This is a genomic window from Streptomyces viridiviolaceus (assembly GCF_014650995.1).
GTDB classification, from domain to species: Bacteria; Actinomycetota; Actinomycetes; order Streptomycetales; family Streptomycetaceae; genus Streptomyces; species Streptomyces viridiviolaceus.
Genome location: NZ_BMWA01000008.1, coordinates 62,593 through 79,298 on the forward strand (window position 1 = coordinate 62,593; position 16,706 = coordinate 79,298).

17 protein-coding genes and 1 pseudogene are annotated in these 16,706 nt (G+C 72.4%); 12 read left to right on the forward strand and 6 right to left on the reverse strand.

Going from position 1 to position 16,706, the window contains the following annotated elements:
- Window positions 1-25 precede the first annotated feature (25 nt).
- Genes IE260_RS12795 through IE260_RS12805 form a run of 3 tightly spaced genes read left to right on the forward strand, consistent with a single transcriptional unit; the run spans window position 26 to window position 2,302 of the window.
- On the forward strand, window positions 26-379 hold the full coding sequence (locus tag IE260_RS12795; protein ID WP_189871097.1) for a histidine triad nucleotide-binding protein: 354 nt from the start codon (window positions 26-28) through the stop codon (window positions 377-379).
- Window positions 380-383: 4 nt separating this feature from the next.
- Window positions 384-1,289 carry a ribonuclease Z gene (locus tag IE260_RS12800; protein WP_189871099.1) on the forward strand — a complete coding sequence of 302 codons (906 nt, stop codon included), beginning with the start codon at window positions 384-386 and terminating at the stop codon, window positions 1,287-1,289.
- Window positions 1,290-1,309: 20 nt separating this feature from the next.
- A complete protein-coding gene (locus IE260_RS12805; protein ID WP_189871101.1) occupies window positions 1,310-2,302 on the forward strand; it encodes an adenosine deaminase in 993 nt (330 codons plus the stop codon).
- Between the two features lie 19 nt (window positions 2,303-2,321).
- On the opposite strand, the gene IE260_RS12810 is transcribed toward IE260_RS12805, so the two are convergent.
- Both IE260_RS12810 and IE260_RS12815 read right to left on the reverse strand, forming a co-directional pair.
- Window positions 2,322-3,665 carry an MFS transporter gene (locus IE260_RS12810; protein ID WP_189871103.1) on the reverse strand — a complete coding sequence of 448 codons (1,344 nt, stop codon included), beginning with the start codon at window positions 3,663-3,665 and terminating at the stop codon, window positions 2,322-2,324.
- Between the two features lie 175 nt (window positions 3,666-3,840).
- A complete protein-coding gene (locus IE260_RS12815) occupies window positions 3,841-4,635 on the reverse strand; it encodes an IclR family transcriptional regulator (protein WP_189871105.1) in 795 nt (264 codons plus the stop codon).
- Window positions 4,636-4,730: 95 nt separating this feature from the next.
- Between IE260_RS12815 and IE260_RS12820 the strand changes: the two genes are divergently transcribed.
- Together IE260_RS12820 and IE260_RS12825 are read left to right on the forward strand one after the other, a co-directional pair.
- Window positions 4,731-5,708, forward strand: coding sequence for a 5-dehydro-4-deoxyglucarate dehydratase (locus IE260_RS12820; RefSeq protein ID WP_189871107.1), 978 nt, complete (start codon window positions 4,731-4,733; stop codon window positions 5,706-5,708).
- Window positions 5,705-7,000 carry a glucarate dehydratase family protein gene (locus tag IE260_RS12825; RefSeq protein ID WP_189871109.1) on the forward strand — a complete coding sequence of 432 codons (1,296 nt, stop codon included), beginning with the start codon at window positions 5,705-5,707 and terminating at the stop codon, window positions 6,998-7,000. The genes IE260_RS12820 and IE260_RS12825 overlap by 4 nt, the downstream gene beginning before the upstream one ends.
- A gap of 70 nt (window positions 7,001-7,070) precedes the next feature.
- On the opposite strand, the pseudogene IE260_RS12830 reads toward IE260_RS12825, so the two are convergent.
- A pseudogene (locus IE260_RS12830) lies at window positions 7,071-7,214 on the reverse strand (IS481 family transposase); the annotation flags it as partial.
- A gap of 419 nt (window positions 7,215-7,633) precedes the next feature.
- On the opposite strand from IE260_RS12830, the gene IE260_RS12835 reads away from it, so the two are divergent.
- From IE260_RS12835 to era, 7 genes are all read left to right on the forward strand, one after another.
- Window positions 7,634-8,698, forward strand: coding sequence for a carbohydrate kinase family protein (locus tag IE260_RS12835; RefSeq protein ID WP_189871551.1), 1,065 nt, complete (start codon window positions 7,634-7,636; stop codon window positions 8,696-8,698).
- A 166-nt stretch (window positions 8,699-8,864) separates the two neighbouring features.
- Complete coding sequence (locus IE260_RS12840; protein WP_189871111.1) at window positions 8,865-9,944, forward strand: PhoH family protein; 1,080 nt, start codon at window positions 8,865-8,867, stop codon at window positions 9,942-9,944.
- 12 nt (window positions 9,945-9,956) lie between these two features.
- Window positions 9,957-10,454: an rRNA maturation RNase YbeY gene (gene ybeY, locus IE260_RS12845; RefSeq protein ID WP_189871113.1), complete on the forward strand. Its 498-nt coding sequence runs from the start codon at window positions 9,957-9,959 to the stop codon at window positions 10,452-10,454.
- Entirely contained in the window at window positions 10,451-11,761 is a 1,311-nt protein-coding gene (locus IE260_RS12850) for a hemolysin family protein (RefSeq protein WP_189871115.1), read from the forward strand. The genes ybeY and IE260_RS12850 overlap by 4 nt, the downstream gene beginning before the upstream one ends.
- Window positions 11,758-12,117 (forward strand): MmcQ/YjbR family DNA-binding protein, encoded by a 360-nt coding sequence (locus tag IE260_RS12855; protein ID WP_189871117.1) that lies wholly within the window; start codon window positions 11,758-11,760, stop codon window positions 12,115-12,117. Before IE260_RS12850 ends, IE260_RS12855 begins: the two co-directional genes overlap by 4 nt.
- Window positions 12,118-12,211: 94 nt before the next feature.
- Window positions 12,212-12,565 (forward strand): cytidine deaminase-like protein, encoded by a 354-nt coding sequence (locus IE260_RS12860; RefSeq protein ID WP_189871119.1) that lies wholly within the window; start codon window positions 12,212-12,214, stop codon window positions 12,563-12,565.
- 95 nt (window positions 12,566-12,660) lie between these two features.
- On the forward strand, window positions 12,661-13,614 hold the full coding sequence (era, locus tag IE260_RS12865; protein ID WP_189871121.1) for a GTPase Era: 954 nt from the start codon (window positions 12,661-12,663) through the stop codon (window positions 13,612-13,614).
- 172 nt (window positions 13,615-13,786) lie between these two features.
- On the opposite strand, the gene IE260_RS12870 is transcribed toward era, so the two are convergent.
- From IE260_RS12870 to IE260_RS12880, 3 genes are read right to left on the reverse strand one after another with little or no spacing between them, the layout of a single operon-like run.
- On the reverse strand, window positions 13,787-15,118 hold the full coding sequence (locus IE260_RS12870) for a GH1 family beta-glucosidase (protein ID WP_189871123.1): 1,332 nt from the start codon (window positions 15,116-15,118) through the stop codon (window positions 13,787-13,789).
- Window positions 15,119-15,176: 58 nt separating this feature from the next.
- Window positions 15,177-15,443 carry a protealysin inhibitor emfourin gene (locus IE260_RS12875; protein ID WP_189871125.1) on the reverse strand — a complete coding sequence of 89 codons (267 nt, stop codon included), beginning with the start codon at window positions 15,441-15,443 and terminating at the stop codon, window positions 15,177-15,179.
- A gap of 21 nt (window positions 15,444-15,464) precedes the next feature.
- Window positions 15,465-16,535: a M4 family metallopeptidase gene (locus IE260_RS12880; RefSeq protein WP_189871127.1), complete on the reverse strand. Its 1,071-nt coding sequence runs from the start codon at window positions 16,533-16,535 to the stop codon at window positions 15,465-15,467.
- Between the last annotated feature and the right edge of the window lie 171 nt (window positions 16,536-16,706).

The window sequence follows — 16,706 nt, forward strand, 5'->3', positions numbered from 1 at the left end:
AAGATCACCAGCGTGAGGAGGCCCCATGGCAGGGGAGCCGCAGGACGACTGCCTGTTCTGCAAGATCGTCGCAGGGCGGATCCCGGCGACGATCGTCCGCGAGACCGAGACGACCGTCGCCTTCCGTGACATAAACCCTCAGGCGCCCACCCACGTCCTGGTGATCCCCAAGGCGCACTACCGGGACGCCGCCGCGCTCGCCGCCGGCGCCCCGGAGCTGGCCGCGGACCTCCTGCGCGAGACCCAGGCCGTCGCCGACGAGGAGAAGCTGGAGAGCTACCGCATCGTCTTCAACACCGGCAGCGGCGCCGGCCAGACCGTCTGGCACACCCACGCCCACGTCCTCGGCGGCCGCGGCCTCGAATGGCCCCCCGGGTAGCAGCGTGTCCGTACGCGAACTGGTGGTCCTCGGCACCGCCAGCCAGGTCCCGACCCGGCACCGCAACCACAACGGCTACCTGCTGCGCTGGGACGGCGAAGGCATCCTGTTCGACCCCGGCGAGGGCACGCAGCGCCAGATGCTGCGCGCCGGGGTCGCCGCCCACGACCTGAACCGGATCTGCGTCACCCACTTCCACGGCGACCACAGCCTCGGCCTCGCGGGCGTCATCCAGCGCATCAACCTCGACCAGGTGCCGCACGAGATCACCGCCCACTACCCGCGCTCCGGCCGGCGCTTCTTCGACCGCCTGCGGTACGCCACCGCCTACCGCGAGACGGTCGCCATCACCGAGGTGCCGGTGGACACGGACGGGCCCCTGGCGGTCACGCCCGCCTACACGCTCGAGGCCCGCAAGCTCTCCCACCCCGTGGAGTCCTACGGCTACCGCCTCACCGAGCCCGACGGCCGCCGCATGCTGCCCGAGCGCCTGGCCGCGCACGGGATCGCGGGCCCGGACGTGGGCCGCCTGCAGCGGGAGGGCTCGCTCGGCGGCGTCCGGCTGGAGGACGTCAGCGAGGTGCGCCGAGGCCAGCGGTTCGCGTTCGTCATGGACACCCGGCTGTGCGAGGGGGTGCACGCCCTCGCCGAGGGCTGCGACCTGCTCGTCATCGAGTCGACGTTTTTGGACGAGGACGAGGAGCTGGCCGTCGAGCACGGGCACCTGACGGCCGGGCAGGCGGCGCGGGCGGCGCGGGACGCGGGTGTGCGGCACCTGGTCCTGACCCACTTCAGCCAGCGCTACTCGGACCCGGAGGAGTTCGAGCGGCAGGCCCGGGCGGCGGGCTACGAGGGGGAGCTGACCGTAGCCCATGACCTACAGAGAGTTCCGGTTCCGAAACGTCGGTGAAAGCGCCGTACGATGCTTTGATGTCCCTGCCCAAAGCTGAACTGCACCTCCATATCGAAGGCACCCTGGAACCCGAGCTGGCCTTCGAGCTGGCCGCCCGCAACGGTGTGCCGCTGCCCTACGAGGACACCGGCGAACTGCGCGAGGCGTACCGGTTCGAGGACCTCCAGTCGTTCCTGAACCTGTACTACGAACTCATGGCGGTCCTGCGCACCGAACGGGACTTCGAGGACCTCGCCGACGCCTATCTCGCCCGCGCCGCCGCGCAGGGCGTCCGGCACGCGGAGATCTTCTTCGACCCGCAGGCGCATCTCGTCCGGGGCGTCGACATGGGCACGGTCGTGGAGGGGCTGTGGCGGGCGCTGGGCCGCAGCGAGGAGAACCACGGCGTCTCCACCCGGCTGATCATGTGCTTCCTGCGCGACGAGTCCGCCGAGTCGGCCCTGAGCACCCTCGAGGCGGCCAAGCCGTATCTCGACCGCATCACCGGCGTCGGCCTGGACTCGGCCGAGGTCGGGCACCCGCCGGTGAAGTTCCGCGAGGTGTACGAGGCCGCCGCCGCCTTCGGGCTGCGCCGGGTGGCGCACGCGGGCGAGGAGGGGCCGCCGGAGTACATCACCGAGGCCCTGGACGTCCTCGGCGTCGAGCGGATCGACCACGGCCTGCGCTGCGTGGAGGACCCGGCACTGGTCGAGCGGCTGGTGCGCGAGCGCGTCCCGCTGACCTTGTGCCCGCTGTCCAACGTCCGCCTGCGCACGGTCGACACCCTCGCCGACCATCCGCTGCCCGCGATGCTCGACGCCGGCCTGCTGTGCACAGTCAACTCCGACGACCCGGCCTACTTCGGCGGCTACGCCGGCGACAACTTCGACGCCGTGCGCGAGGCCCTCTCACTGACCGAGGAGCGGCTGCGCGAACTCGCCCGCAACTCCTTCCTCGCCTCCTTCCTGGAGGACGACGAGGAGCGGCGCGCGCGGTACCTCGCCGAGGTGGAGGCCTACGTCTTCCCGTAGCGGCCGGCTCCCGTGGCGCTCAGCCCGTCCCGGACCCCGGTGTGGCCGCCGCCTGCCGGGGTCCCGCCGTGTCGTAGGCGCGCTGGACGGGCACGGCGGGGGCGTCCACCGGGATCTCCACCACCGGCTGTTCCGCCGCGCCGACCTCGGGCACCGCGCCGCTGGGCGTGCCGGTGGTGGCGGCGACCAGGGCGGCCGGGGTGCCGCCGCGGCGGCGGACCGCGCCGGGCAGCAGCGGGCGCCCGCCGGTGTGCAGGGCGACGGCGGTCATCGGCACCGCGACCAGGAGCAGACCGGCGCCGAGGACCGCGCCCATGACCGGGAACCCGGCCTCGGCCGACAGCACGCTGCCGGTCAGCGGCCCGGCCGCCGTGCCCAGCGAGGACGCCGACCCGGCGAGCACCGCCCAGCGGCCGCGCGGGTCGAGCGAGGCGGCGAGGCCGATCAGGTACGACAGGACGACCGGGTACAGCGTGTTCCAGGCGATCTCCCCGGCGGCGAAGCTCACCGGCCCGGTCGCCGACGCGCTCAGCGCGATGCACCCGGCGATGAGCACCGTCCCGGCCCCGATGGGCACCGCGCGCCCCAGCCGCGCCCCGAGCGCCCCGGCCGCCAGCACGCCCAGCAGACCGGCGGCCAGGGCGGCGGCGAAGACCACGCCGAGCGCGGCCTCGCCGAGGTGGGCCTGCGTCAGCCCGATCCGGCCGCTGACGCCCCACAGCGCGTTCTGGGCGAGGGACCAGCACAGCATGGTGGCGGCGAGGACCGCCCCCGAGCGCCGGCGGGGGAGCGGGGCGGCGTCGTCGCGGCCCGCGGGCAGGGCGGCCGTACCGCCGGGGAGCCGGCCGGTCGCGGGCCACACGGCGAGGGCGGTGAGGGCGATCGCGGCGAGCGGCAGACCGTGCCCCCGGCCGAGGTGCGGGACCGTCAGGTACACCGCGGCGGCCAGCCCGGACACGCTCAGCAGCCCCAGGATGGACGCCCGGTGCGGGTCCCGCTCGGCGGCGATCCGGGTGGCGGCGACCGTGGTGGCCGTCCCCGACCCGAACCCGCCCACGACCGCGCCGGCGACGACGGCCGGGACGGCGGTGGTGAGCGACGCGGCACCGTAGCCGACGGCGGCCAGGGCGAGTCCGAACCGGGCCAGCGTCCGCGCGCCGATCCGCTCCACCCGGGAGGCCAGCGCGAAGCCCGCCGAAGCCGAACTCAGCAGCAGCGCGCTGCCGACGGCGCCCGCCTGAGTGGCGGTCAGACCGAGCGCGGCGTCGAGTCTGCCGACGGTCGTGGGCAGCAGATACGGGGCGAGGTACCCGGCCGTGAAAAGGGCGACGAGGGGCCAGGGGGTGGTGCGGGGGGCGAACACGGGCGTTCCCAGGGCATGCGAAAGGAGCGGTTCAGGAGGGGAGGGGGCGACGACCGTCGACGGACAGGAACGCGCGGGCAATTTGTATCAAGCGCGGGAACGGCACGGGAGGGCAGGGGGTGTGATCTGGACCACGCGTACGTTTGGGGCTGCGAAGGCTGGGTAGCAGCGGTCGTCAACGCCAGTGGACGGAGCCGCCCCCGGCCGGAACCGTAGCCTCCACCTTGGCCCGGATCTCCCGCATCACCGCGACGATCCGCTGCTCGTGCGCGGGTGTCAGCCGGGCCACCGGAACCGAGCAACTGACCGCGTCCTGCGCGGGCATGTCGTACCGCAGCGCGAACCCGAAGCCGACGATCCCCGTCACGCCCTCCTCCCGGTCGACCGAGTAGCCGCGGTGCCGGATCTCCGCGAGGTCGGCCGCCAAGGAGTCCCGGTCGGTGTGCGTGGTGGGCGTCAGCGCCTCGTACGGCCCCTCCGGCAGTTCCGCGTCCGGCCGCTCCGCCAGCAGCGCCTTGCCCAGTGCCCCCGCGTGGGCGGGCAGCCGGCGCCCCACCCGGCTGATCGTGCGCAGGTACTCGTGCGACTCCCGGGTGGCCAGATAGGCCACGTCGCGCCCGTCCAGCCGCCCCAGGTGGATCGTCTCGCCCAGCGCCTCGGACGCCTCGTCGAGGTACGGCCGCACCAGGCGCACCCGCGGATCGGAGTCCAGGTAGCTGGTACCGGTCAGCAGGGCGTGGATGCCGATGCCGTACAGCGATCCGGTGACGTCGGTGCGGACCCAGCCGCGCGAGACCAGGGTCTGGAGCAGGGCGTACATGGAGCTGCGCGGCACGCCCAGCTCGTCCGCCAGCTCCTGCAGCCGGGCCGGGCGGTCCCCGCGCGCGGCCAGCACCTCCAGCAACTCGACCGTGCGCGCCGCGGACTTCACCTCGCGGACGCCGCCGTTCGCGCCCCCTGTCTCCGACATGTGCCGATCGTAATCGGACACCGCCGACCCATTGACGCCGCGTGTTCGCCTACCTAATCTCCATCTCCATACGTGGACGACATCTACATAGGGAGATGGCCAGGGTAAGTCTCGATACCGGTCTCGACACCGGCACCGGCACGGCGGCCGTGGTCGCCCGGCGGCTGCGGGAAGGGGCGGCGGAGAAGGTCCTGTCCTTCCCGCTGACCAGCTTCCGCGCCGACGGGTCGCTCGACCCCGACGGCTACCGGACCTACGTCGCCGAACGGCTCGCCGCCGACCCCGGCGCCCTCTTCCCCGCCTGCGGCACCGGCGAGTTCTTCTCCCTCGACGAGGACGAGTACCGGCAGGTCGTCACCATCGCCGTCGAAGAGGCGGCCGGCCGCGTGCCCGTCGTCGCCGGCACCGGATACGGCTGGGCGCAGGCCCTGCGCTTCGCCCGCGTCGCCGAGGACGCCGGCGCCGACGCCCTGCTGGTCATGCCGCACTACCTCACCGCCGCCCCGCAGGACGGGCTGGTCGCCCAGCTGGAGCGGATCGCCGCCGGCACCCGGCTCCCGCTCGTCGCCTACCAGCGCGGCCGGGTCTCCTACACGACCGAGTCGCTCCGGCGCATCGCGCGGGTCCCCGGCGTCATCGGCCTCAAGGACGGCCACAGCGACCTGGACCGCCTCCAGCGGCTCGTCCTCGCCGCCCCCGAGGACTTCCTGTTCTTCAACGGCGCCACCACCGCCGAGGTCCAGGCCGGCGCCTACGCCGCCGTCGGCGTCCCCGCCTACTCCTCCGCCGTGCACGCCTTCGCTCCCGAGATCGCGAACGCCTTCTTCACCGCCCTGCGCGACGGCGACACCGGCACGGTCGACAAACTGCTGCGCGACTTCTACGTCCCCTTCGTCGAACTGCGCGACCGCGTCCCCGGATACGCCGTGTCCCTGGTGAAGGCCGCCGCCCGCCTGCGCGGACGCCCCGTCGGCCCCGTGCGCGCCCCGCTCACCGACCCCTCGGCCGCCGACCTGGCCGGCCTCAGGACCCTGCTCACCACCGGACTCGACCTCGTAGGAGCCGCCCTGTGACCCGCGACCTCACCATCACGGAGGTACGGCTGACGCCGATCCTGGTCGCCGACCCGCCGCTGCTGAACACCCAGGGCGTCCACCAGCCCTACACCCCGCGCCTGATCGTGGAGGTCATGACCGCCGGCGGGGTCACCGGCGTCGGCGAGACGTACGGCGACACCAAGTACCTGGAGCTGGCCCGCCCCTTCGCGAACAAGCTGGTGGGGCGGAAGGTCTCCGACCTCAACGGCCTGTTCACCACCGCCGACGAGGTGGCCGTCGACGCCTCCCGCGTGTCCGGTCAGGTCGACGTCGGCGGCCTGCGCGGCGTCCAGACCGCCGACAAGCTGCGCCTGTCCGTCGTCTCCGGCTTCGAGGTCGCCTGCCTCGACGCCCTCGGCAAGGCGCTCGGCCTGCCCGTGCACGCCCTGCTGGGCGGCAAGGTGCGCGACGCCGTCGAGTACAGCGCCTACCTCTTCTACAAGTGGGCCGACCACCCCGAGGGCGTGGCCTGCGAGAAGGACGACTGGGGCGCCGCCGTCGACCCGGCCGGCGTCGTCGCACAGGCCCGCGTCTTCACCGAGCGCCACGGCTTCACCTCCTTCAAGCTCAAGGGCGGTGTCTTCCCGCCCGAGGAGGAGATCGCCGCGATCAAGGCCCTCGCCGCCGCCTTCCCCGGACACCCCCTGCGCCTCGACCCCAACGGCGCCTGGTCCGTCGCGACCTCCTTGGAGGTCGCCGAGGAACTCGGCGACGTCCTGGAGTACCTGGAGGACCCCGCGCTCGGCACCCCCGCCATGGCCGAGGTCGCCGCGAGGACCAGCGTGCCGCTCGCGACCAACATGTGCGTGACGACGTTCGCCGAGATCAAGGAGGCGTTCACGAAGAACGCCGTGCAGGTCGTCCTGTCCGACCACCACTACTGGGGCGGGCTGCGCAACACCCAGCAGCTCGCCGCCGTCTGCCGCACCTTCGGCGTCGGGGTGTCCATGCACTCCAACACCCACCTGGGCATCAGCCTCGCCGCCATGACCCACGTGGCGGCCACCGTCCCGAACCTCCACCACGCCTGCGACTCCCACTACCCCTGGCAGTCGGAGGACGTGCTCACCGAACGGCTGACCTTCGACGGCGGCAAGGTCGCCGTCTCGGACGCGCCCGGCCTCGGCGTCGAACTCGACCGCGACAGGCTGGCCCTCCTCCACGGGCGCTGGCTCGACGACGACGGCACGCACCGGGACCGCGACGACACGGCCGCGATGCGCGTGGCCGACCCGGACTGGGTCACCCCCTCCGTACCCCGCTGGTGAGCCCGACCGGCCTGTGCCTGTTCGTCGCGAACTCCGCCTCCGCTGACGCGGCGGCTTCCTGCGCCGGTGGCTAGGTGTATTGACCCGCAGGGTTGTTAACGCGGGTGATGGGTGGCTGGCCGCCGAGTGCGGTGTGGCAGCGGTGGTGGTTGTAGGTGTGCAGGAAGTCTGCCAGGGCGTCGGTGCGTTCGGTGTTGCTGGTGTAGGGCCGTAGCAGTGGTCGCGCAGCATCTCGCCTAGCGCGGCCGTCTGGCGGATCGTCGGACGCAGGAGGAATTTGTACCCGCGGATCACGAGCCATCCCCCTCTCGCAAGCCAAGCTGGGCTCACCTGAACCTCACCCGAACGTGTCAGATGGCAGCCCGCTGATGTCGGGCGGACACCGAAGTCGTGCCCTTGGGTCGCGGCGCATCCACCTCACCCGACAGTGGAAGGCCACCAGGGTGACGGTGGTGTGAGGCACACTGGCCTGATCCGCACCACGTCAGGGAGCGCACCGTGACAGCGTCCACCGTGTCCACCGCGTCCACCGCCGCGTCGATCGCCGGGGGAGCACGCCGCGAACACCGCGAAGGAACCCACAGCGAGGTCGCACAGCACGACGGATCGCACCGCCACCCCCAGGTCGATCCCCTGGCGGGCCGGCGCGCCCCGCACGACCCGCCCTGGGACGTGTATCTGACCGGCACCGTCTTCCTCGACATCATCTTCACCGGGCTCGACTCCGCCCCGGTGCGCGGGACCGAGTCCTGGGCACGGGGGATGGGGTCGAGCCCGGGCGGCGTGGCGAACATGGCGACCGCGCTGGCCCGCCTGGGCCTTCGCACCTCCCTCGCCGCGGCCTTCGGCGACGACCACTACGGCGACTACTGCTGGGACGCCCTCGCCCAGGGCGAGGGCATCGACCTGACCCCCTCGCGCACCGTGCCCGGCTGGCACTCCCCGGTGACGGTCTCCATGGCGTACGAGGGCGAACGCACGATGGTCTCCCACGGCCACGAGCCGCCCCCGGAGGCCGTGCCGGCCCCCGACCGCCCGCCCCGCGCCCGTGCCGCCATCGCCTCCCTCACGCCCGGCAGCCGGGCCCCGTGGATCGCCCAGGCGTCGGCCGGCGGCACCCGGGTCTTCGCCGACGTCGGCTGGGACGACACCGGCGCCTGGGACCTGGCCGGGCTGCCCGACCTGGCGCACTGCGAGGCGTTCCTGCCGAACGCCGAGGAGGCCATGCGGTACACCGGCGCCCGCTGCCCCCGGGCCGCGGCGCACGCCCTGACCGAGCATGTGCCGCTCGCGGTGGTCACCCTCGGCGCGGAGGGCGCGTACGCGGTGGACCGGCGCACGGGGGAGAGCGCCGAGGTCCCGGCCATCGAGGTCGAGGCCCTGGACCCGACCGGCGCCGGGGACGTCTTCGTCGCCGGGTTCGTCACCGGCACCCTGGCCGGCTGGCCGCTGGCCGACCGGCTCGCCTTCGCCGGCCTGACCGCCGCGCTCTCCGTCCAGGAGTTCGGCGGCTCCCTGTCGGCGCCCGGCTGGTCCGAGATCGCCACCTGGTGGCGCAAGGTCCAGTCCGTCGAGGGCCAGGACCCGGCGGCCCTGCGCCGGTACGCGTTCCTGGCGGACCTGGTCCCGGACGAACCGGTCAGGCCGTGGCCGCTGCGGCGGGCGGTGCCGACGATCGGCTTCCGCCGGCCGGCGTGAGCGGCGCGCACCCGCGTACCACCACCCGGGGACGATCACCGAGGCGAACACGCTGCCGAAAAGCCCTACGGCGTTGTCAGCCCCCCGTCGTACCCTTGGAATCGCGAGGCCGCCCTCAGCTGCGCGGCCGTGACGAGGAGGAACCGCAGGCCTTAAGCGCCGGCCCATGACTCAGACACCCACAGCTCACACCTCCGCGCAGGAGCAGGCGAGAGCACAGTTCACCGTCCCCGCCCAGCACCCCATGGTGACCGTCCTGGGGTCCGGCGACTCCCTGCTGCGCGTGATCGAGGAGGCCTTCCCGGCGGCCGACATCCACGTCCGGGGCAACGAGATCAGCGCGACCGGCGACCCCGCGGAAGTCGCCCTCATTCAGCGCGTGTTCGACGAGATGATGCTGGTGCTCCGCACCGGGCAGCCGATGACGGAGGACGCAGTGGAACGCTCGATCGCCATGCTCAAGGCGAGCGAGAACGGGGAGAGCGACGGCCAGGAGACCCCGGCCGAGGTGCTCACGCAGAACATCCTGTCCTCGCGCGGCCGTACGATCCGTCCCAAGACGCTGAACCAGAAGCGGTACGTCGACGCGATCGACAAGCACACCATCGTCTTCGGCATCGGCCCGGCGGGCACCGGAAAGACGTACCTGGCGATGGCCAAGGCGGTCCAGGCCCTGCAGTCCAAGCAGGTCAACCGCATCATCCTGACCCGCCCGGCGGTCGAGGCGGGGGAGCGCCTCGGCTTCCTGCCCGGCACGCTCTACGAGAAGATCGACCCCTACCTGCGCCCGCTCTACGACGCGCTGCACGACATGATCGACCCGGACTCCATCCCCCGCCTGATGGCCGCCGGGACGATCGAGGTCGCGCCGCTCGCCTACATGCGCGGACGCACGCTCAACGACGCCTTCATCATCCTGGACGAGGCCCAGAACACCAGCCCCGAACAGATGAAGATGTTCCTCACCCGCCTCGGCTTCGACTCGAAGATCGTGATCACGGGTGACGTGACGCAGGTCGACCTGCCCGGCGGGACCAAGTCCGGTCTGCGGCAGGTGCAGGAGATCCTGGAGGGCGTCGACGACGTCCACTTCTCCCGGCTGTCGTCCCACGACGTCGTACGGCACAAGCTGGTGGGCCGTATCGTCGACGCGTACGAGCTGTACGACAGCAAGCACGGCACCGAGAACGGCGGCCACAAGCCCCACGGCAAGCCGACCGGCGCCAAGCGCTCCAAGGGGAAGTAGACCAGCAGCACCATGTCGATCGACGTCAACAACGAGTCCGGCACCGAGGTCGACGAGCAGGCGATCCTCGACATCGCCCGCTACGCGCTCGCGCGGATGCGCATCCACCCGCTCTCCGAGCTCTCGGTGATCGTCGTGGACGCCGACGCCATGGAGCAGCTGCACATCCAGTGGATGGACCTGCCGGGTCCGACGGATGTCATGTCCTTCCCGATGGACGAGCTGCGTCCGCCGTCGAAGGACGACGACGAGCCGCCGCAGGGCCTGCTCGGCGACATCGTGCTCTGCCCCGAGGTCGCCGCCAAGCAGGGCGCCGACGCGGAGACGCGGCACACCATGGACGAGGAGCTCCAGCTGCTCACCGTCCACGGCGTGCTGCACCTGCTCGGCTACGACCACGAGGAGCCGGACGAGAAGGCCGAGATGTTCGGTCTGCAGGCGGCGATCGTGGACGGCTGGCGCGCGGAGAAGGGCCTGACCGGCCCGTCCCCGGCCCCGACCGTCTCATGAGCCCGGCACTCGTCGCAGGCGCGGTCGCCCTGGTCGTCGTCGCCTGGCTCGCCGCCTGCGCGGAGGCCGGCCTCGCGCGGGTCTCCAGCTTCCGCGCCGAGGAGGCCGTACGGTCCGGGCGGCGCGGCAGCGCCAAACTCGCCCGGATCGCCGCCGACCCCACCCGCTACCTCAACGTGGCGCTGCTGGTCCGCGTCGCCTGCGAGATGGCGGCCGCCGCGCTGGTCACGTACGCGTGCCTGCAGCAGTTCGACAGCACCGGCGAGGCCCTGGTGATCGCCATCGCGGTCATGGTCCTCGTCTCCTACGTCGCCGTCGGGGTCTCCCCGCGCACCATCGGCCGCCAGCACCCGCTGAACACGGCGACGGCGGCGGCCTACGTCCTGGTCCCGCTGGCCAGGATCATGGGCCCGATCCCCTCGCTCCTCATCCTCATCGGCAACGCGCTCACGCCCGGCAAGGGCTTCCGCCGCGGCCCCTTCGCCTCCGAGGCGGAGCTGCGCGCCCTGGTCGACCTCGCCGAGAAGGAGTCCCTGATCGAGGCCGAGGAGCGCCGCATGGTGCACTCGGTGTTCGAACTGGGCGACACGCTCGTACGGGAGGTCATGGTCCCGCGCACCGACCTGGTGGTCATCGAGCGCTACAAGACCATCCGCCAGGGCCTCACGCTCGCCCTGCGCTCCGGTTTCTCCCGCATCCCGGTGACCGGCGACAGCGAGGACGACATCGTCGGGATCGTCTACCTGAAGGACCTCGCCCGCAAGACGCACATCAGTCGCGACGCCGAGAGCGAGCTGGTCTCGACGGCGATGCGCCCGGCCTTCTTCGTGCCCGACACCAAGAACGCGGGCGACCTGCTGCGTGAGATGCAGAAGGAACGCAACCACGTCGCGGTCGTCATCGACGAGTACGGCGGCACCGCTGGCATCGTCACCATCGAGGACATCCTGGAGGAGATCGTCGGCGAGATCACCGACGAGTACGACCGGGAACTCCCGCCGGTCCAGGACCTCGGCGAGGACCGCTACCGGGTCACCGCCCGCCTCGACATCGGCGACCTCGGCGAGCTGTACGGCCTGGAGGCGTTCGACGACGAGGACGTCGAGACCGTCGGCGGCCTGCTGGCCAAGGCGCTCGGCAGGGTGCCGATCGCCGGCGCCTCGTCGATCGTCGGGCTCCCCGACGGCCGCGAGCTGCGGCTGACCGCCGAGGCCGCGGCCGGCCGGCGTAACAAGATCGTGACCGTGCTGGCCGAGCCGATCGCCTCGGCCGGGTCCTCGCAGGACGGGGAGAAGAAGGCGGAATGACCCCCCGGGAGCTGCGCGCGCTCTGCCTGTCCTTCAACGCGGCCGTGGAGGACTTCCCCTTCAACCCGGAGACATCCGTCTTCAAGGTGCAGGGCAAGATGTTCGCCCTGACCGCACTGGACGCGCGCCCGCTCACGGTCAACCTCAAGTGCGACCCGGAGGACGCCGTCCGGCTGCGCACCGAGCACGAGGGCCTGATCGTCCCCGGCTGGCACATGAACAAGCGGCACTGGAACACGGTGACCGCCGACGGCGGTCTCCCGGACCGCATGGTCCGCGAGCTGGTCGAGGACTCCTACGACCTGGTGGTGGCGGGACTGCCGCGGGCGGACCGGCTGAGGCTCGACCGGGCCTGACGCCGGTCCGCAGCCGCGCTCCCGGCGCACCCCGCACCGGCCCGACCGCCCTGCCCGGTGCCGGGGACCCGGTCCGCTTCCTTATGCTCACCCCATGACCGAAAGCACCGACCTCGACCCCGAGGACCGCAAGATCGTCACCCTGGCCCGTTCCACCCGGGCCCGCAACGGCGTGCCCGAGGGGGCGGCCGTGCGCGACGAGACCGGCCGTACGTACGTCGCCGGGACCGTCGCCCTGGACTCGCTCAGGCTCAGCGCCCTGCAGACCGCGGTGGCGATGGCGGTGGCGTCCGGCGCCAAGTCGCTCGAGGCGGCGGCCGTGGTGACCGAGTCGGCGTCGGCGTCGGCCGAGGACCTGGCGGCGGTCCGGGACCTGGGCGGCGCCGGGACCCCGGTACTGGTCGCCGCCCCGGACGGCACGGTCCGCGAGACCGTACCGGCGGGCTGACGCGGGCGGTCCCCGGAGCCCCCGGCCGTCCCCTGCCCGGCAGCCGTGGGACGGCTGGTACGGCGGGGCTCCGGGGATCAGGGACAATGGGCGCCATGAGCGTGCGTACCCAGTCATCCGAAAAGCCGGCCGAGGCTGTCCACAGGGCCGGCTTCGCCTGCTTCGTGGGCCGTCCCAACGCGGGCAAGTCCACCCTCACGAACGCTCTGGTCGGGCAGAAGGTGGCGATCACCTCGAACCGGCCGCAGACGACCCGGCACACCGTGCGGGGCATCGTGCACCGCCCGGACGCCCAGCTGATCCTGGTGGACACCCCGGGCCTGCACAAGCCGCGCACGCTGCTCGGCGAGCGGCTCAACGACGTCGTGCGCACGACGTGGGCCGAGGTCGACGTCATCGGCTTCTGCCTGCCGGCCAACGAGAAGATCGGGCCGGGCGACCGGTTCATCGCCAAGGAACTGGCCGCGATCAAGAAGACCCCCAAGATCGCAGTCGTCACCAAGACCGACCTCGTGGACTCCAAGGCCCTGGCCGAGCAGCTGATCGCGATCGACCGGCTGGGCCAGGAGCTGGGGATCGCCTGGGCGGAGATCGTCCCCGTGTCGGCCACCGGGGGCAAGCAGGTGGGCCTGCTCGCGGACCTGCTGATCCCGCTGCTGCCGGAGGGCCCCGCGCTCTACCCGGAGGGCGACCTGACCGACGAGCCCGAGCAGGTCATGGTCGCCGAGCTGATCCGGGAGGCGGCGCTGGAAGGCGTGCGCGACGAGCTGCCGCACTCCATCGCCGTGGTCGTGGAGGAGATGCTCCCCCGCGAGGACCGCCCCGCCGACAAGCCGCTCCTCGACATCCACGCCAACGTCTTCATCGAACGCCCCAGCCAGAAGGGCATCATCATCGGCCCCAAGGGCAAGCGCCTGAAGGAGGTCGGCATCAAGTCCCGCAAGCAGATCGAGGCACTGCTGGGCACCCCGGTCTTCCTGGACCTCCATGTGAAGGTCGCCAAGGACTGGCAGCGGGACCCCAAGCAGCTGCGGCGCCTGGGCTTCTGAGCCGCGGGCCGGGCTCCGTGCCGCCGGTCGGGCGAGCGTCGCCTCCGTCAGGGTCGCGAGGCGTGCCGCCGGGATCCGCGCCCGGGCCCCGCACGGACGCGGTCGCGCGGCCGGAGTCGGTAGCCGGCCGCCACGGCGAAGTTCCGGACCGCTCCCACCCGTCGCCGGAGGGCTACGAGGACTGGGCTGAGCCACCCCGTGCGCCCTGCGCCCGCAGCACTTCCCGGTACCAGTGGTACGACGCCTTCGGCGTGCGCGTCCGCGTGTCGAAGTCCACGTGGACCAGTCCGAAGCGGCGTGCGTACCCCTCCGCCCACTCGAAGTTGTCCAGCAGCGACCACACGAAGTAGCCGCGGACGTCCACCCCGGCGGCCAGTGCCTCGTGCAGGGCCCGGATGTGCCCGTCCAGGTAGGTGATGCGCTCCTGGTCGTCGAGGCCGTCGTAGGAGCATCCGTTCTCGGTGATCACGACCGGCGGGAGCCGGTCGCCGTAGCGGGCGCGGAAGCCGGTGAGCAGCTCCGTCAGGCCCTCGGGGACGACCGGCCAGCCGAAGTCCGTCACCGGGCGGCCCTCGATGGTGCGCACGGAGAAGGGCAGACCGGCCGGGAGCGTCAGGCCGCCGAACTCGATCTCCGCGCCCTGCGGGGCGCCCACCCGGGTGGGCGCGTAGTAGTTGATGCCGTACCAGTCCAGCGGTTCGGCGATGACCTTCAGGTCGGCGTCCACGTCCCCCGGCATCAGCTCGCCGACGCCGTCCGGGTACCGGCCCAGCAGCAACGGGTCGGCGAACGTCCGGTTCAGCAGCACGTCGTAGAACTCCGCCGCCTCCAGGTCCGCGGGCTCGCCGGACGCCGGCCAGGCCGGCGCGTGGGAGTTGGCGATCCCGATGTCCGTGGCGCCGGACGCGCGCAGGGCCCGCACCGCCAGGCCGTGCGCCAGCAGCTGGTGGTGGGCCACCGGGAGAGCGTCGAACAGCAGCGCCTTGCCGGGGGCGTGGGCGCCGAGGGCATGGCCCAGCAGGGTGTGCTCGGCGGGTTCGTTCAGGGTGATCCACGTGCCCACGCGGTCCCCGAGCCGGTCCGCGACCAGCGCCACGTACGCGGCGAAACGGGACGCCGTGTCCCGCTCCAGCCAGTCCAGCGCCACCGGCAGATCCCAGTGGAAGAGCGTCGGCACGGGCCGTACGCCCGCCGCGCACAGCTCGTCGACCAGGCGGTCGTAGAAGTCCAGGCCGCCGGGGGAGTTCACCCGCGGCCAGGAGACCGAGAAGCGGTACGCGTCCACGCCGAGGTCCGCCAGCAGCGCCACGTCCTCGCGGTAGCGGTGGTAGTGGTCGCAGGCCACCGCGGCCGTCGAGCCGTCCTTGACCCGGCCCGGCCGCTCCGTGAAGGCGTCCCACACCGACCGCTCACGCAAGGAGGCCGCGCCCTCGATCTGGTGGGCCGAGGTCGACACGCCCCACAGGAAGCCGTCGGGGAACCGGGGAATCGGGTTCGTCGCCATGCGCGGATCATCCGTACCCCCGGTAACCCAAGTCAACGCCCGTGCGTCACAGCGGAAATCACGCACCTTCCTTCAGCACCCGGGAGATCAGCTTGCGCTGCTCGTCCGTCAGCCGGGGGTCGGTGGCGTACACCGTCTTACCGTCCACGGTGATCTGGTAGCTGAACCCGTCCGGCACCCCGATCGGCGGCGTGCCCCGTCCGTCGGCGACCGCCCGCTCGGCCAGGGCGTGCCACTCGGGCGCGTCGGGCCGGCCCGCGGTGTCCACCTCCGCGTGGCGTTCGACGCCCGCGAAGCCTCCTGTGCGCTTCACCTGAATCCGCATGGATCCGTGTCTAGTACGGAACTACGGCGTGCGCACCCCGACCTGCTCCCAGGCCTTGCCCACGGCGTCCAGCTCCTCGCCGTCGCCGTAGCGCTCCAGGGCGGACTTCACCGTCAGCGCGGCGAAGTCCGTGAACAGCGCGTCCTGCTTCAGCTCGCCGCCGGTCAGCACGTCGTACCAGACCTGTCCCGCCCGCTCCCAGGCGTGGCCGCCGAGGGCGGTGGCCGCGAGGTAGAAGGCGTGGTTGGGGATGCCGGAGTTGATGTGCACACCGCCGTTGTCGCGGCCGGTGCGGACGTAGTCGTCCATCGTCGCGGGCTGCGGGTCCTTGCCGAGGACGTCGTCGTCGTACGCCGTGCCCGGCGCCTTCATCGAGCGCAGGGCCACGCCCGTCACCCGCGGGGCGAGCAGCCCGGCGCCGATCAGCCAGTCGGCCTCGGTGGCGGTCTGGCCGAGCGTGTACTGCTTGATGAGGGCGCCGAAGACGTCCGACAGCGACTCGTTGAGCGCGCCCGGCTGGCCGAAGTAGGTCAGGTTGGCGGTGTGCTGGGTGACGCCGTGGGCGAGTTCGTGGCCGATGACGTCGATCGGGATGGTGAAGTCGAGGAAGATCTCCCCGTCCCCGTCGCCGAAGACCATCTGCTCGCCGTTCCAGAAGGCGTTGTTGTACTCGCGGTCGTAGTGCACGGTCGCGTCCAGCGGCATGCCGGCGCCGTCGATGGAATTGCGCCGGTACGCCTCGAGGAACAGCTCGAAGGTGGCGCCGAGGCCCGCGTAGGCCCGGTTCACGGTGGCGTCCTGGCCGGGCTCGTCGCCCTCGCCGCGCACCTTCGTGCCGGGCAGGTCGGTGCCGTGCCGGGCGTCGTAGACCGTGCGGTGCGGCTGCTCGGGCTCGGCGCCGGCGGGCGGGGCCACGGCGGGAGCGCCGACGACCGTGGTCAGGCGGCGCCGTGTGCGCTCGAAGGCGTCGCGCTGCAGCGTCCGGCGGGCGGGTCCGGCCAGCACGGGGTCCTCGGCCTGCGCGAGCCTGTCGAGGACGTGGGGCGGAACGATGGTGCAGAAGACGGGCTCGAAGCCCCCGTTGATGGTCATGTCCGGCACCCTTGCACTGTGTGACTCCGCTGTCACCGGCCGCAACCGTGATTGGTGAAATGTGAGGGCATGGGGACGCAGGGTCACCCCCGAAGTGGTATGCAGCACTTTTTATCCGGGTTCTTCCTCTGGTCCCGCATACTGATACGGACCCGCGTGACCGGCGTGGCT

Coding starts and splice junctions, on each gene's coding strand:
- IE260_RS12795 (WP_189871097.1), top strand. CDS start 26: ATGGCAGGGGAGCCGCAGGACGACTGCCTGTTCTGCAAGATCGTCGCA.
- IE260_RS12805 (WP_189871101.1), top strand. CDS start 1,310: ATGTCCCTGCCCAAAGCTGAACTGCACCTCCATATCGAAGGCACCCTG.
- IE260_RS12815 (WP_189871105.1), bottom strand. CDS start 4,635: ATGTCGGAGACAGGGGGCGCGAACGGCGGCGTCCGCGAGGTGAAGTCC.
- IE260_RS12820 (WP_189871107.1), top strand. CDS start 4,731: ATGGCCAGGGTAAGTCTCGATACCGGTCTCGACACCGGCACCGGCACG.
- IE260_RS12840 (WP_189871111.1), top strand. CDS start 8,865: ATGACTCAGACACCCACAGCTCACACCTCCGCGCAGGAGCAGGCGAGA.
- ybeY (WP_189871113.1), top strand. CDS start 9,957: ATGTCGATCGACGTCAACAACGAGTCCGGCACCGAGGTCGACGAGCAG.
- IE260_RS12850 (WP_189871115.1), top strand. CDS start 10,451: ATGAGCCCGGCACTCGTCGCAGGCGCGGTCGCCCTGGTCGTCGTCGCC.
- IE260_RS12855 (WP_189871117.1), top strand. CDS start 11,758: ATGACCCCCCGGGAGCTGCGCGCGCTCTGCCTGTCCTTCAACGCGGCC.
- IE260_RS12860 (WP_189871119.1), top strand. CDS start 12,212: ATGACCGAAAGCACCGACCTCGACCCCGAGGACCGCAAGATCGTCACC.
- era (WP_189871121.1), top strand. CDS start 12,661: ATGAGCGTGCGTACCCAGTCATCCGAAAAGCCGGCCGAGGCTGTCCAC.
- IE260_RS12870 (WP_189871123.1), bottom strand. CDS start 15,118: ATGGCGACGAACCCGATTCCCCGGTTCCCCGACGGCTTCCTGTGGGGC.
- IE260_RS12875 (WP_189871125.1), bottom strand. CDS start 15,443: ATGCGGATTCAGGTGAAGCGCACAGGAGGCTTCGCGGGCGTCGAACGC.
- IE260_RS12880 (WP_189871127.1), bottom strand. CDS start 16,535: ATGACCATCAACGGGGGCTTCGAGCCCGTCTTCTGCACCATCGTTCCG.